We start from the raw sequence: 14,385 nt of genomic DNA, 5'->3' as shown, positions 1-14,385 counted from the left end.
CGCGAAGCGGAGCGTGGCGCCGGATCGGTGCCTTCCTGATGTTCGCGGCGACCGGCATGGTGTCCACCGGCGATGTCCGCGCCCAGCAGGCGATCGTCGGCCCGGAGGACGCGGTGGTGACCGGCTTCTCCGGCACGGCCGATGGCCCGGCACCGGCCGGCGCCGATCCGCTCGATTATCTCGTCATTCCGCCGGACGGACCGTCGGCTCGCGTCGTCGACCTGTCGCGGCTCGGGCCGCAGGGGACGATTTCCGACGCGCCGAAGTCTTTCTCCGTTACGGCCGGGCAGGTCGGGCAGGTGTTCGGCGTCGCGCTCGACGACGCACCCGCGCCCTCCCTCTATCTCGCTGCGACCTCAGCCTATGGGCTGTCGATCGGCCTCGCCGACGCGCCGAACGGGCCGGTGAAGCGGCTGTTGCACGGCCTCGCCGGCGCGACGTTCCTGCCGAACCAGTTCGGCGCCGCCGATCCGCGCGGCGGACCCGCCTCGATCTGGCGGGTCGATGGCACGACGGGGCAGGTCGCGCTTTTCGCGAATATCGGCGAGGAGGGCGGCAACGGCGCCGCATCGCTCGGCGGTCTCGCCTTCGACGCCGACAGTCAGCAGATCTTCGTCGCCGATCGCGCCACCGGCAGGATCCACCGGCTTGGCCTCGATGGCACCGATCGCGGCAACTATGACCACGGCGTCGATGGCCGCGCCGCCAACGGCCTGCCGGAGGTGCCGTTCGCCCCTGTCGGCGTCGATATCGCCAGCCAGACCTTCGATACCGAGCAACCGGCGACCTGGGGCTTCGCCGATCCCGAACGCCTGGTCTTCGCGCTCGCGGTCCGCAACGGCCGCCTGTTCTATTCGGTCGCCGCCGGCCCGGAAATCTGGTCGGTCGGCATCAACCGGGACGGCTCCTTCGCGGGCGATGCTCGGTTCGAGACCGCAGTCGAGACCCTCGCGCCCGGCATCGAGATCGCATCCATCGCCTTCGACAATCGCGGCCTGCTCTATGCGGCCGAACGAGCGCCGCCAACCGGCGCCTATGATTTCCGCAATGTCGCGGAAGGCGGCAGCAGCCGCGTTCTGCGCTTCCGCCCGAAGACGCGGCCGGATTCCGAACCTGGGCTCTGGATGCCGGTGCCGGAGGAATATGCGATCGGCATCCTGCCCGATTACCAGAACGGCAATGGCGGCGTGGCGCTCGGGCGCGGCTATGATGCGAATGGCCGGATGCAGGTGAACGCCTGCGCGGTGACGTTGTGGTCGACCGGCGAGCTTCTGCTCGGCGCCGCGCCGCAGGCCGATCCGCTCGACGGCCTGCAGGGCAACGACACCCAGCTCGTGCTGCCGGCCAACGCGCCGCCGACCCGGAGCTGGTTTGTCGACTATGATGACCAGCCGGGCGACAGCGCCTTCGCCGGTCACATGGGCGCCGTCGCCACGCTTCCCTGCGTGCCGCCGCGTCGCGCGGCCGCGCCACCACCACCGCGTTTCTCGGAGCCGTTGCCGCCGCCTCCACCCGTCATCATCGGCTGTCCCATCGGCACCTTCCTCGTCGGCGACGCCTGCCTGCTGCCGCCGAGCTGCCCGCCGGGAACCCGCTTTCGCAATGGCTACTGCGTCGCCGTCGGTTGTCCGCCGGACATGATCCGCGTCAACGGAGCGTGCCTGCCGCCGCCGATGCTGTGCGATCGCTACGAGACTTTCGTCAACGGTCGCTGCATTCCCTGGCGCTGCCCATCCGATCTCGTGCGTCTGCCGAACGGTTATTGCGGCTGCCCGCGCGACGAGATCTACGTTCGCGGCCAGTGCATTCCGCAACGCTGCCCGCCGGACATGTTCATGACCCGCGACGGCCGCTGCGTGCCGCCCCAGGGTTGCCGTCCGCCGATGCTGCGCGACGACCGGGGACGGTGTGTCCCGCCGCAGAACTGTCGTCCGCCGATGCGGCTGGACCGCTATGGCCGTTGCGTGCCGCCGCAGGGCGAATGCCGCCCACCGCTGGTGCGTGACAACAGTGGCCGCTGCGTGCCGCCGCAGGGTGAGTGCCGCCCACCGCTGGTGCGGGACAACAATGGCCGCTGCGTGCCGCCAACCCGGCCGTGCCCGCGCGGCCAGGAGCGGGCCGACAATGGTCGCTGCCGCCCGATCGCCACGCCTTGCCCGGAGGGGCAGGTCCGCAAGGGCGGGCGCTGCGTGGCGGTTGGGGAGCCGCCGGTCCGGCCTCGCCCCGAGACGCCGGAATGCCGACGCGGCCAACGCCTCGTCGATGGTGTGTGCGTCAATGCCGGTCGGCCGCAGACGAGGGATTGTCCGGACGGCACGGTCTCGCGCGGCGGTCGCTGCGTGCCGGTCAAGGTCGAGCAGCCGGACAAGCCGGTTCGCCCGAAGCCGGTCGAATGCGGGCCGGACCAGCGGCTGCGCAATGGTCGCTGCGTCGACATCCGCCGGCCGCAGACGAGGGATTGTCCGGACGGCACGATCTCGCGCGGCGGTCGCTGCGTGCCGGTCAAGGCGGAGCAGCCGGCTCGGCCGGTCCGTCCGGCCCCGGTGGAGTGCGGTCCGGACCAGCGACTGCGCAATGGCCGCTGCGTCGACGCGCAGCCCCAGCGCAAGCCGGTGCCGCAGCGCCAGACAGAGCCGCAGCGCAAGGCGCCGGATTGTCCGGACGGCACGGTTCAGCGTCGCGGTCAGTGCGTCCCTGCACAACAGGAAAAGGGCGACGCACCGCAGAAGCCACCGATCCGGCTGCGCGAACAGCTGCAAAAACTGCAGCCGCAACCGCCGCAACCGCCGCCGCAATAATCCGGCGCGCGGCGAACTAGGACGGCGGGCGGTCCCGCCGTCATTTCCGTTTGCGGGTCGCCCCCGGCGCGGCGGCCTCGATCGCCTTCTTCATCACGCTCGGCAGCGCTTCGTGCGGCAACTCCACGGCGCTCGCCCACCAGGCGCCGACCGGGGCCGGTTCCGTCTCCGGCAGGCGGGCATGCCAGATGTCGAGCGTCAGGCGGAAATGGGTGAAGACGTGCACGACCGGGGCGGCGACGCGCTGCCATTCGGCCGCGAGCGGGGCGGCGGCGGAGCCCGGCGCGGGGGCCGGGCCGGCGATCCAGTCGGAGCCTGGAACCTCGGTCATGCCGCCGAGCAATCCCCGCTCGGCGCGTTTCCGCAGCAGGATCGCGCCATCGGCGCGGATCGCCACGAAGGCGGCGCCGGCGCGTTCCGGCCGCTCGGTCTTGGCCGCCTTGCGGGGGTAGAGCTCCTCGGTGCCGCGCGCATGGGCGAGGCACGAAGCCTCCCAAGGGCAGAGCGAACAGGCCGGGCGCTTCGGCGAACAGATCGTGGCGCCGAGATCCATCATCGCCTGCGCATAGTCACCCGCCCGCCTGGCCGGCGTCAGCTCCGCCTGCAGGACGCCGATCTCCTTCTTGGCGGCGGGAAGCGGCGTCTCGACCGCGAAGATCCTGGACAGCACCCGCTCGACATTGCCGTCGACGACGGCGGCCGGTTCGTCATGGGCGATCGAGGCGATGGCGGCCGAGGTATAGGCGCCGATGCCGGGCAAGTCGCGCAGGCCGGCGGCGTTCTCCGGAAAGCGCCCGCCATGGTCGCGCACCACCGTGTCGGCGCAGGCCTTCAGATTGCGGGCGCGCGAATAGTAGCCCAGCCCGGCCCAGGCCTTCATCACGTCCTCTGTCGACGCGGCGGCGAGATCGGCGACTGTCGGCCAGCGGTCGAGGAAGGCCTCGAAATAGGGCTTCACCGTCGTCACATTGGTTTGCTGCAGCATGATTTCGGACAGCCAGACCCGGTAGGGATCGGGCTTCACGCCGGCGCGGCGCTGCGCCGGCGGTGTCCGCCACGGCAGGCGGCGGGCATGGCGATCGTACCAGGCCAGGAGATCGGCGGCGCGGGGAGGCGGGAGGCTCGGAATCATGGGGCGATTGTCGTTGAACGCCGCAGTCGGCGCCAGTTTTTCGAGAGCGTGATTGTGGCCGTCACGGTCGCAGGCGTGCGGAAAGGCCGAGCTTGTGTCCGGTTTTCCGTTTCCGTAACGTCGCCTTCACGCGGGAGATGCACCGCCGCGCGTGGCGGCCTGAATCGGATGCCGGAGCAGGAACCATCATGAAGCATGCGGCCGAATCGGTCTCCGCTCCGTCCATCCTGTCGCCCCGGGTCGACGCCTTCTTCGAGCGCGAGACGTTCAGCATCCAGTATGTGCTGACCGATCCGGCGACCCGCCACTGCGCGTTGATCGATCCCGTTCTGGATTATGACGAGAGATCGGCGACAACGTCGACCGCGTCGGCAGATGCGCTGCTTTCCTTCGTCGAGGCGGAGGGGCTGCGGGTCGAGTGGATCCTCGACACCCATCCGCATGCCGACCATTTGTCGGCCGCCCATTACCTCAAGGAGCGGACAGGGGCCACAACCGCGATTGGCGCGCGGGTGACGGATGTCCAGCGGCTCTGGAAAGCGCTCTACAACCTGCCTCATTTCCCGGCCGACGGCTCGCAATGGGACCGCCTGTTCGCCGATGGCGACCGGTTCCGCATCGGCGAGATGGAGGTCGCCGTGCTGTTTTCGCCGGGCCATACGCTCGCCTCGGTCACCTATGTCGCCGGTGATGCCGCCTTCATCCACGACACGCTGTTCATGCCGGATTTCGGCTCGGCGCGCTGCGACTTTCCAGGCGGCGATCCGGCCGCCATGTGGGCGACGATCCAGCGCATCCTGACTCTCCCGGACGAGACAAGACTGTTCACGGGCCATGACTACATGCCGAACGGCCGCCCGCCGGCCTGGGAAAGCACGGTGGCGCGACAGAAGGCCGAAAACATTCACCTCGCCAAGGCGAAGAACGAGGCCGAATTCGTGGCGCTGCGCCGGGCGCGCGACGCCACGCTGCCGATGCCGAAGCTGATCCTGCATGCCCTGCAGGTGAACATCGCCGGCGGTCGGCTGCCGCCGCCCGAGAGCGACGGCCGACGCTATCTGAAGATCCCGCTCAACGCGCTCGGCTCTCCCGTCCGGGACTGAGCGGCAACGCTTCAGGCGAGCGGAAAGGCGATCCGCCGCGTGATGCCGATCGCGTCGAGGAAGTCGGGATCGTGGCTGGCAACGAGAAGCGCTCCGTCGAAGTCGCGCAGCGCCGCCTCGATCGCCGCGATCGAATCGAGATCGAGATGGTTGGTCGGCTCGTCGAGGATGAGCAGGCCGGGCGGCATCGTGCCGCCGAGCACGCAGGCGAGCCCGGCCCGCAGCATCTCGCCGCCCGATAGCGCATGGACCGGCTTCAGCGCCGCCTGGTTGCGGTAGAGGAAGCGCGCCAGCATGGCGTGGGCGTGATTGAGGCTGGCGTCCGGGTTGAGGCGGCGGAAATTCTCCAGGATCGACAAGGCAGGATCGAGCAGTCCGACGCCCTGGTCGAGCATGGCCGAGGCGACCGGGCGCTGGACCTCTCCGGCGGTCGGTGGCCACTCGCCGCTGGCGAGCCGCAGCAGGGTCGACTTGCCGGCGCCGTTCGGCCCGACCAGCGCGACCCGCTCCGGCCCGGTGATGGTCAGGCTGAAATCGTCGATCAGCGCCGGCAGCCCCGGATAGGCAAAGCCGACCGCTTCGAAGGCGAGCACGATCCGCCCGGCCGGCAGGCCGGTCGACGGCAGGCTGATCCCCAGCGTTTCGATCCGCTCGAGTTCCGCCGCGGCGCTGGAGAGCGCCTCGGCGGCGGCCAGCCGCTGCCGCTCGGCGCGCTGGCCAATGGCGCCGCTGGTCCGCTCGCTGCGGTCGCGCTTGGCGTCGAGCAGGATCTTCGGCTGGTCGCCCTTGGCGCGGCTGCGGGCGCCGCGGCCGTCGCGCTTCTGCTGGCGCTCTACCGCCGCCTGGATGCGCCGCTCGGTCGCCTTCGCCTCGCCCCTGGCAAGCTCGACTTCCCGCGCCGCATTGGCGCGTTCCGCTGCCTTCCGCTCGGCGTAGAGGTCGTAATTGCCGCCATAGATCCGGGCGCCGAGCGTTGACAGCTCGACGATGCGGTCCATGTCGCGGAGCAGCGCCCGGTCGTGGCTGACGACGATCGCGCCCTTCTTCCAGCCGGCGAGGATGCGGGCAACGGCCTCGCGTCCTTCGGCGTCGAGATTGTTGGTCGGCTCGTCGAGCAGCAGTAGGTCGGGCTCGTCGAGGAGGAGGGCGGCGAGGGCGAGGCGGGTGCGCTGGCCGCCGCTGAGGCTCGCCGCGTCGCGCGCTGGATCAAGCCCTTCGAGATCGATCGCCGCGAGCGCGTCGCCGAGGCGCGATTCGAGCGTCCAGTCGGCTTCGGCGGCATCCTCGACGGAGCCTTCACCGCGCTCCAGACGGTCGAGCCGCGCCAGGTCGGCGGCGATGCCGAGCGCTTCGGCGACGGTCTGGCCGATCGGCGCGCGCACGCTCTGCCGCAACAGGCCGATCCGGCCGGCGCGATCGACGGATCCCGCCGCCGGCGGGACCTCGCCGGCTATGATGCTGAGGAGCGTCGACTTGCCGATGCCATTGCGGCCGACAAGGCCGGTGCGCTCGCTGCCGAAGGCGAGGTCGATACGGTCGAGGAGGGGGCGGCCGTCTGATGTCGCGAACGACACGTCATGCAAGGCCACGAGCGGCATGGCGGCGCGAAGAGACATGGAAATACCGGAAGATGGAGCATGGCGAGGCCACTGGCCTGGCGCCGGAACAGGCGGGTACGGCGTTACGCCGTCACGTTGGCCTGATGCTTCATCGTCGGGATGCTCCTGTCCTGTCGGTGGCCGCAAGATAGTGGCTCGCGGCCTGAACGCAAGTCCGAATCAGGGAGCCATTGCCGCCGTGGCGCCGCCGCCTATTTCCCTAAGCAACAACCGAGGGTGATCATGGGCAGCGAAGTCGCGCGTTTCGTCGGCAACATCCCCGAGCACTATGATCAGGGACTCGGCCCCGTCATTTTCGTCGATGCGGCGGTGGATCTCGCCCGCCGCGTCGAGAGCTGCAACCCGGCGCTGGTACTGGAAATCGCGGCCGGCACGGGCATCCTCACCCGCCGCCTGCGCGACATCCTGCCCGCCAGCGTGCGCCTCACCGCCACCGATCTGAACGCCCCGATGCTGGAACGGGCGCAGCTGAAGTTCCGCCCGGGCGAGCCGGTCGAATTCCAGACCGCCGACGCCATGGTGCTGCCGTTCCGGGACGAATCGTTCGACGCGGTCGTCTGCCAGTTCGGCGTCATGTTCTTTCCCGACAAGGATCGCTGCAACCGCGAGGTCTTCCGCGTTCTGGAGCCTGGCGGCCACTATCTCTTCAATGTCTGGGGATCGCATGACGACAATCCGTACGGCCGGATCGCGCATGACATCGTCGGTAGCTTCTTCCCCGACGATCCGCCGCAATTCTACCTCGTGCCGTTCTCCTGTCACGATGCCGAGCCGATCCGAGCCTCGCTGTCGGCCGCCGGCTTCACCGATATCGAGGTGACGGAAGTTTCGCGCCAGGTCACGATCCCGAACGCGCATGCCTTCGCCGACGGGCTGATCTACGGCAATCCGGCCATCGCCGAGATCCGTGCGCGCGGCGGCGTCGATCCCGATCGCCTGGTCGAGGCGACGACCGAGATGCTGCACCGCAAGTTCGGTCCGGATCCCGGACACATGCCGGTGAAATCGCTGGTGTTCCAGGCGCAGAAGCCGGGCTGACGCGTCCTTGGCGTGGTGGACGAGGCGCTCAGCCCGCCTCGCGATATTGCTCGGCCGTCTCCAGGTCGACGGACACCAGCTGGCTGACACCGCGCTCGCCCATCGTCACGCCGAACAGGCGGTTCATCCGCGCCATGGTGATCGGATTGTGGGTGATCGTCACGAAGCGCGTGTCGGTCGTCCGGGCCATCTCGTCGAGCAGATTGCAGAAGCGCTCGACATTATGGTCATCGAGCGGCGCGTCGACCTCGTCGAGCACGCAGATCGGCGCCGGATTGGTCAGGAACACGCCGAAGATCAGCGCCAGCGCCGTCAGCGCCTGCTCGCCGCCGGAAAGCAGCGTCATCGGCTGCTGCTTCTTGCCGGGCGGGCTCGCCATGATCTCGAGCCCCGCTTCGAGCGGATCGTCCGATTCGGTCAGCTGCAGCTCGGCCGCGCCGCCGCCGAACAGATGCGTGAACAGGCGCTGGAAATGACCGTTCACGACGTCGAAGGCGGCGAGCAGCCGTTCGCGGCCCTCGCGGTTGAGGCTGGCGATGCCCTGCCGCAGCCGGCGGATCGCCTCGATCAAGTCGTCGCGGTCCTTGATCAGCGCCTCGCGCCGGGCTGCCACCTCGACGGCCTCGTCGTCGGCGCGCAGATTGACCCCGCCGAGCTTCTCGCGTTCCTGCCGCAACCGGTCGAGCCGGGTTTCCAGCTGGCCGAGATCCGGCATCGGCGCCGAGGGATCGATCTCGGCGAGCTGCACCACTTCATGCGGCGCACAGTCGAGAATTTCGAGGATGCGCGCCTCGATCTCGAGCCGGCGTTCCTGCGTCGCCTTCAGCCGTTCCTCGCCACGTCCGCGCTGTTCGCGCGCCTCGGACAAGGCCGTCATGGCATCCTGCGACGCCCTGTCGTAGGCGACCAGCGTCGCCTCGGCCTGGCCGAGCGCGTCGGCGGCGTCGCGCTTGCCGGCCTCCGCCTTGGTGATCTCGGAGAGCAGCGTGCGGCGCTTCTGCTCGATCTCGGCCGGAGCGTCGGCAAGGCCGCTCCGCTCCGTCTCGATCTCGCTGCGTCGGCTGGCGAGAATGCGGATCTGGCTGTCGGCGTTGGTGGCGCGCTCCTGCCAGTTCTGCCGCTCGGCCGCGATTGCCGCGAGCCGGCGACGGCGGATATCGGTCTCGCGGGTCAGGCCGTCGGCCGCAGCGCGAGCTTCGGAGAGCGCGCCGCGCTCCTCGGCGACGGCGCCGCGCAGGATCATGACGTCCTGCTGCGCGGCGAGCGGATCGGCGGCGGCGGCCAGCGCTGTCTCTGCCTCGATGCGTTGCGCGTCGGTCTCGGAGACGCTCGCAGCCATGCGCTCGCGCGATTCCTCCAGCGCTCCGCGCCGGCTGGTCAGGCGGCCCGCCTCGCGTTCCACCGTGGCGAGGCGGCTGCGCGCTTCGTCGAGCGTGCGCTGGGCAGCGCGGCCGGCGTCGCGTGCCAGCCGTTCCTGCTCCTGCGCCGCGCGGGCGGCGAGGGCTGTCTGCGCCAGGATGGACTGCTGTTCGGCGACGCGGGCGCGGGCGCCGATCGCGGCTTCTTCCAGTTCCGCCAGCCGGTTGCGGTTGGCAAGCCGCATCGCGGCGGCCGTCGGCGCCTCGGCGGTGGCGACATAGCCGTCCCAGCGCCAGAGATCGCCCTCGCGCGAAACGAGCAGTTGCCCGGTGCGGAGCTGTGGCTGCAGCGCCTGGCCCTGGTCGCGCGCCACGAGGCCGGTCTGGGCGAGCGCCCGCGCCAGAAGGTCCGGTGCCTTGACCTTCGCCGCCAGCGGTTGGGCGCCGGCGGGAAGTTGGGGATCGTCGCCGAGCGGTGCGACGCCGCGCCAATGCGCGGCCATGGCGCCATCGTCGGACGCGTCGAGCGCATCACCGAACGCCGCGGCCAGCGCCGCCTCATAGCCCTTGGCGACCGTCAGCGTGTCGAGCAGAGGCGGCCGCTTGCCGGCCGGCGCGCCGGAACCGAGAATCTTGGCGAGAGTCCGCGCTTCCGTCTCGATGCCGGATAGCGCGCGCTCGGCCTCGGCCAGCGGCGCGCGGGCGCTAGTCTCGGCGTCGCGGGCGAGCGCCGATTGCCGCTCGGCCGCGAGCGCCTTTTCCTCGGCGGTCGCGACGGCCGCTTCGCCGGCGGATACCGCTTCCTGCGCGGGCGCGACGCCCGGCAGTTCGGCGATCTGGCGCACGAGCGCGATCAGCTCGCGGTCGACATCGGCGAGCTGGTTGCGTGCGCGCACGGTGCGTTCGCCGGATTCGCGGTGGGCGCGCTCGAGCTCCGATTTTCGCGCGGCGATCGCCGCGTGCGCCGCCGTCGCTTCGGCGAGCTTGCGCTCCGTTTCGGCGAGCTTCGCTTCGGCGAGACCGCGCGCGGTGTCCGCTTCCGCCTGCCGGCCGACGGCTTCCGTCTCGTCGCGACGCAGGATCTGTTCCTCGCGGTCCAGCCCTTCGAGGATGGCGGCGTTCTCGCTCACCATCCGCTGTTCGCGCAGGATGTCCTCATTCAATTGCGCCAGACGGCGGTCGAGGTCGACCAGCCGTTCCTTCATCCGCCGCTCGTCGCTGTCGAGCGCGTCGCGGGCGAGCGTCATGCGCTGCAGCCCGGCCGCGGCGGCAGCTTCCGCCTCGCGCAGCCCGGGCAGGACGCTGGCCGCGACCGCCTGGTCGCGGGCGGCCTTGGCCTGCGCTTCGCTGCGCGCGACCACCGTCTCGCCGGCAGCCTGCAACGCGGCCTCCGCATCCCGCATCTGAACCGCTGAGGCGAGCATGCGCAGATAGAGGACGGTCGCCTCGGTCTTGCGGATGTCGGCGGAGAGATTGCGATAGCGGTTGGCCTGGCGGGCCTGGCGCCGCAGCGCCTCGAGCTGGCTCTCGAGCTCGGACAGCACGTCCTCGAGCCGTTCGAGATTCTGCTCGGCGGCGCGCAGGCGCAGCTCCGCCTCGTTGCGGCGGGAATAGAGTCCGGAGATGCCGGCCGCTTCCTCGAGCACCGCGCGGCGCGCCTGCGGCTTGGCCGAGATCAGCTCGCCGATCCGACCCTGGCCGACCATGGCGGGCGAACGGGCGCCGGTCGAAGCGTCGGCGAACAGCAGCTGGACGTCGCGGGCGCGCACGTCCTTGCCGTTGATCTTGTAGACGGAGCCCGATTCCCGCTCGATCCGGCGTGTGACTTCCAGCACGTCGGCATCGTTGAAGGCGGCGGGGGCCTTGTGGTCATGATTGTCGACGACCAGCGTCACTTCGGCCATGTTGCGGGCAGGGCGCTTGCCGCTGCCGGCGAAGATGACGTCGTCCATGCCGGACGCGCGCATGTTCTTGTACGAGCTCTCGCCCATCACCCAGCGCAGCGCCTCGACGAGGTTCGACTTGCCGCAGCCGTTCGGCCCGACCACGCCGGTCAGCCCCGGCTCGATCAGGAAGTCCGTTCCCTCGACGAAGGATTTGAAGCCGTGAACGCGGAGCCGCGTGAATTTCATGACGCGGAACCGGCGCTGGAGAGACGAAGAGACATGCGATGAACCCTCCCCCGCGGGGGAGGGGAATCCGGTGACAGGGAATGGAGGCCCGGTCCGTGGCGGCGCGGGCGCGCCGTCACGATGCCGGTCGGCTGGAAGCCGGCGTGGTTACGCCAGCAGCTTTTCCATTTCCTCGAACGTGAGTGCACCCGGATGCCTGGCCCCGTTGATAAAGAAGGTCGGGGTGGAGTTGACGCCGAACACGGTCGCCCCACGCTCCTTCACCGCGTTGACACCATCGAGCAGAGCCTGGTTTTTCAAGGTCAGCTCGAAAGTCTCCTGTGTAAAACCGACCTGCTTGGACAGCGCCAGCAGCGCGCTGACGGGATCCTCGACGAACGCCCACTTTTCCTGATGGGCGAACAGCAGGTCGACCATCGGGAAGAAGTTGTTGTTGGGGGCGGCATGGCACAGCATGATCGCCGCCGTCGCCAGCGGATCCAGCGGGAAATCGCGCAGGATGAAGTTCACCTTGTTGGTGTCGACATACTTCTCGCGGAAGGGCTTCCAGGTGGTGTCGTGGAAATGCTTGCAGTGCGAGCATGTCAGCGACATGTACTCGACCACGCTGGTCGCGGCCTTCGGATCGCCGAGCTGGTTGTCGCCGAGCGGGCCGGGCTTCAGCAGCTCCGCGACATCAACCGTCTCGCCGGCGGCGTGAGCGGCGCCCGGCAGCATTGCGAGTGCGCCGACGGCAAGCGAGCCGGCTCCGACCTGGCCGAGAAACTGTCTGCGATTGAACGTCACGGTTCCTGTTCTCCTTGGGCGCCGCGCGGCCCCTTGGGGAACGGCGGAGCGATTGACACGCTTTGCGCGAAACTTATCCGACCAATTGCGGCGATTGTCAGCCCGCCCGACCTCACGGCCGTCTGGCGGAACCATAGACCCCGCGGCCGAGCCGTGCGAGGGCCTCGCGCAACCCATCGCTTTCCACCGAGGCGACGGTCGAGGCGACCTCTTCCTCCTCGACCTTCGTCAGCGGCGGCGGCGCCACGATCCGGGGCGCCGGACGCGAAACGACCCCCTGCACGATCTTCAATTGCGCCACGGCGCCGAAGCCGAGGAAGCCGTTGATTCGATCGAGCAGCACGCCCGTCTCGTGCTGGAGATAGATAGCCATGCCCGAATCGACACGGATCACCAGTGTCGCACCCCCCGGCGCGTTCGCCTGGTCGCGGCGGGGCCAGGTCAGCTTTTCCGGCAGCGTCGTGGTGGCGTAGCGGGGACCGACGATATCGGCCCAGGCCGAGATCAGGTCCGCCGTCGCGAAGCCGCGCTTGGCGCAGACAGGGGCGATCACGCTGCCGATCAGCGCGCCGATGGACCGGGGGCCGCGATTGACCTTACTGTTCTTGCTGTCGCTCATGGCCCTGTTGTCGCATGACGGCCGGGCGCTGTGAACGCCGTGCTCGTCAAGGATTCGCCCATTTGGCCAAAATGTCTCACTTCCGCTCACGTAAACTCTAATAAAATCAAGTAGTTATGATGCGTTCACGGCTTCTTGACACAGTGGGGAGGCCTCACTATGGTGCGCGCGGTTTCGGGGGCGGCATGAGGCTTTGAGAGGCTTTACCGTCACTTGGCAGGGATGACGCGATGAGCGACACGGGTTCGCCGGGTGACGGAGAGAAGATCAGGCGGATGGCCGAGGACGAAGCTGCGTTGTCCGAAAGGTTGCGTGCGCTCAGTCAGAAGCTCGACAAGGCACATGGCGAGGCAAGACGGGCGGAAGCGGATGATCCCTCCGCGCGCGTCAATGCTCAGGGTATGAGCGTGGCCTTGCGGGTGGTCAGCGAGTTCGTCTCGGGTGTGATCGTCGGCGCCGGTCTCGGCTGGTTGTTCGACTATTGGCTGGGCACGTCACCGTGGGGAATGATCATTCTCCTCTTGCTCGGGTTCGTCGCAGGTGTTCTTAACGTCCTGCGATCGGTCGGCAAGGTTGCACAGCCCGAGGCGCGGCAGGTGTCGTCCAAGGGCAAACGGGCGAAGTAAGTTTTAAGGTCGTGGCATAGGCCTCGGTCAGACTCAGGCGAAGAAGGCGGGCTCGGTGGCTAACGATCCGATCCATCAGTTTCACATCCAGGAATTCTTCCAGATCGGCACGATCGGGGACACGGAGTTCCATTTCACCAACTCCGCCTTTGCGATGGGTGCTACGGTGGCGATCGTCGCCGGCTTCCTCTACCTCGCGACCGCGAAGAACAGCCTGATCCCCGGCCGCCTGCAGTCGGTTGCGGAACTCGCCTACGAATTCGTCGCCGGCACGCTCCGGTCGAGCACGGGCAAGGAGGGGATGCGCTTCTTCCCCCTGGTCTTCTCGCTCTTCATGTTCATCCTGGTGGCGAACTTCTTCGGAATGTTCCCCTATTTCATGACGGCGACGAGCCAGATCATCATCACTTTCCTGTTGTCGATGACGGTGATGCTGACGGTGGTCGGCTACGGCTTCGCCAAGCACGGCTTCGGCTTCCTCGGCCTGTTCGTGCCGAGCGGCGTCCCGATGGCCGTCGTGCCGCTGGTTTCCGCGATCGAGGTCATCTCGTTCCTCTCGCGTCCGATCAGCCTCTCGGTTCGTCTCTTCGGCAACATGCTTGCCGGCCACATCACCCTGAAGGTGTTTGCCGGCTTTGTGGCGAGCATGGCCAGTCTCGGCGCGATCGGCGTCGGTGGAGCGATCCTGCCGCTGGTCATGACGGTCGGCCTCACGGCCCTCGAATTCCTGGTCGCATTCCTCCAGGCCTACATCTTCACGGTCCTTACCTGCATGTATCTGAACGACGCCCTCCATCCCGGGCATTGATCAGCAGGTCGGCGAAGTTACACGTCCTTCCAACCCGAAATTACGTCTTCAAGGAGCATTAAAATGGAAGCGGAAGCTGCAAAGTTCATCGGTGCTGGTCTTGCCTGCTTCGGCATGGCCGGAACGGCTCTCGCCCTCGGCAACATCTTCTCGAACTACCTGTCGGGCGCCCTGCGCAACCCGTCGGCTGCTGATGGCCAGTTCGGCCGCCTGATCCTCGGCTTCGCCGTGACGGAAGCACTCGGCATCTTCTCGCTGCTGGTCGCGCTGCTCCTGCTCTTCGTGGTCTGATCCCTTCAAGGCCGCCGCAAGGCGGCCGGGTGAAGCCTCATGCGGCGGCCTCGTGCCGTCGCATGTGTTTTGTTC

The 14,385-nt window shown here is 68.6% G+C and carries 11 protein-coding genes; 6 read left to right on the top strand and 5 right to left on the bottom strand.

Annotation, left to right across the window (positions count from 1 at the left end; translation table 11 throughout):
- Positions 1-38 precede the first annotated feature (38 nt).
- Positions 39-2,798 (top strand): hypothetical protein, encoded by a 2,760-nt coding sequence (locus G342_RS25215; RefSeq protein ID WP_018182564.1) that lies wholly within the window; start codon positions 39-41, stop codon positions 2,796-2,798.
- A 40-nt stretch (positions 2,799-2,838) separates the two neighbouring features.
- Here G342_RS25215 and mutY read toward each other — a convergent pair whose 3' ends face one another.
- Positions 2,839-3,930 (bottom strand): A/G-specific adenine glycosylase, encoded by a 1,092-nt coding sequence (gene mutY, locus G342_RS0107795; protein ID WP_018182563.1) that lies wholly within the window; start codon positions 3,928-3,930, stop codon positions 2,839-2,841.
- A gap of 188 nt (positions 3,931-4,118) precedes the next feature.
- Between mutY and G342_RS0107790 the strand changes: the two genes are divergently transcribed.
- A complete protein-coding gene (locus tag G342_RS0107790; protein ID WP_018182562.1) occupies positions 4,119-5,033 on the top strand; it encodes an MBL fold metallo-hydrolase in 915 nt (304 codons plus the stop codon).
- An 11-nt stretch (positions 5,034-5,044) separates the two neighbouring features.
- Here G342_RS0107790 and G342_RS0107785 read toward each other — a convergent pair whose 3' ends face one another.
- On the bottom strand, positions 5,045-6,649 hold the full coding sequence (locus G342_RS0107785; protein WP_245557238.1) for an ABC-F family ATP-binding cassette domain-containing protein: 1,605 nt from the start codon (positions 6,647-6,649) through the stop codon (positions 5,045-5,047).
- 225 nt (positions 6,650-6,874) lie between these two features.
- Between G342_RS0107785 and G342_RS0107780 the strand changes: the two genes are divergently transcribed.
- Positions 6,875-7,690: a class I SAM-dependent methyltransferase gene (locus G342_RS0107780; protein WP_018182560.1), complete on the top strand. Its 816-nt coding sequence runs from the start codon at positions 6,875-6,877 to the stop codon at positions 7,688-7,690.
- A gap of 28 nt (positions 7,691-7,718) precedes the next feature.
- Here G342_RS0107780 and smc read toward each other — a convergent pair whose 3' ends face one another.
- The 3 genes from smc to G342_RS0107765 form a co-directional block, all read right to left on the bottom strand.
- A complete protein-coding gene (smc, locus tag G342_RS0107775) occupies positions 7,719-11,180 on the bottom strand; it encodes a chromosome segregation protein SMC (protein ID WP_018182559.1) in 3,462 nt (1,153 codons plus the stop codon).
- A 147-nt stretch (positions 11,181-11,327) separates the two neighbouring features.
- Positions 11,328-11,966, bottom strand: coding sequence for a DsbA family protein (locus tag G342_RS0107770; protein WP_018182558.1), 639 nt, complete (start codon positions 11,964-11,966; stop codon positions 11,328-11,330).
- Positions 11,967-12,078: 112 nt separating this feature from the next.
- Positions 12,079-12,585: a DUF721 domain-containing protein gene (locus G342_RS0107765; protein ID WP_018182557.1), complete on the bottom strand. Its 507-nt coding sequence runs from the start codon at positions 12,583-12,585 to the stop codon at positions 12,079-12,081.
- 230 nt (positions 12,586-12,815) lie between these two features.
- Here G342_RS0107765 and G342_RS0107760 point away from each other — a divergent pair, with 230 nt between their 5' ends.
- The 3 genes from G342_RS0107760 to G342_RS0107750 all read left to right on the top strand — a co-directional run bounded on the left by G342_RS0107760 (position 12,816) and on the right by G342_RS0107750 (position 14,310).
- Entirely contained in the window at positions 12,816-13,211 is a 396-nt protein-coding gene (locus G342_RS0107760; RefSeq protein ID WP_018182556.1) for an AtpZ/AtpI family protein, read from the top strand.
- A gap of 55 nt (positions 13,212-13,266) precedes the next feature.
- A complete protein-coding gene (locus tag G342_RS0107755; RefSeq protein WP_018182555.1) occupies positions 13,267-14,019 on the top strand; it encodes a F0F1 ATP synthase subunit A in 753 nt (250 codons plus the stop codon).
- Between the two features lie 63 nt (positions 14,020-14,082).
- The gene (locus G342_RS0107750; protein ID WP_018182554.1) at positions 14,083-14,310 is read left to right on the top strand and encodes a F0F1 ATP synthase subunit C; all 228 of its coding nucleotides are present in this window, start codon (positions 14,083-14,085) and stop codon (positions 14,308-14,310) included.
- The last annotated feature ends 75 nt before the right edge of the window (positions 14,311-14,385 follow it).

Source organism: Kaistia granuli DSM 23481 (assembly GCF_000380505.1).
In the GTDB taxonomy this organism is placed as follows: Bacteria; Pseudomonadota; Alphaproteobacteria; order Rhizobiales; family Kaistiaceae; genus Kaistia; species Kaistia granuli.
The sequence above is the reverse complement of the archived record's forward strand: the minus strand, read 5'-3'. Positions and strand labels throughout refer to the sequence as shown.

What these genes read in the sequence shown, in the direction of transcription:
- G342_RS0107785 (WP_245557238.1), bottom strand. Translation starts at nt 6,649, where the DNA reads ATGTCTCTTCGCGCCGCCATGCCGCTCGTGGCCTTGCATGACGTGTCG.
- G342_RS0107760 (WP_018182556.1), top strand. Translation starts at nt 12,816, where the DNA reads ATGAGCGACACGGGTTCGCCGGGTGACGGAGAGAAGATCAGGCGGATG.
- G342_RS0107765 (WP_018182557.1), bottom strand. Translation starts at nt 12,585, where the DNA reads ATGAGCGACAGCAAGAACAGTAAGGTCAATCGCGGCCCCCGGTCCATC.
- G342_RS0107790 (WP_018182562.1), top strand. Translation starts at nt 4,119, where the DNA reads ATGAAGCATGCGGCCGAATCGGTCTCCGCTCCGTCCATCCTGTCGCCC.
- mutY (WP_018182563.1), bottom strand. Translation starts at nt 3,930, where the DNA reads ATGATTCCGAGCCTCCCGCCTCCCCGCGCCGCCGATCTCCTGGCCTGG.
- G342_RS0107780 (WP_018182560.1), top strand. Translation starts at nt 6,875, where the DNA reads ATGGGCAGCGAAGTCGCGCGTTTCGTCGGCAACATCCCCGAGCACTAT.
- smc (WP_018182559.1), bottom strand. Translation starts at nt 11,180, where the DNA reads ATGAAATTCACGCGGCTCCGCGTTCACGGCTTCAAATCCTTCGTCGAG.
- G342_RS25215 (WP_018182564.1), top strand. Translation starts at nt 39, where the DNA reads ATGTTCGCGGCGACCGGCATGGTGTCCACCGGCGATGTCCGCGCCCAG.
- G342_RS0107750 (WP_018182554.1), top strand. Translation starts at nt 14,083, where the DNA reads ATGGAAGCGGAAGCTGCAAAGTTCATCGGTGCTGGTCTTGCCTGCTTC.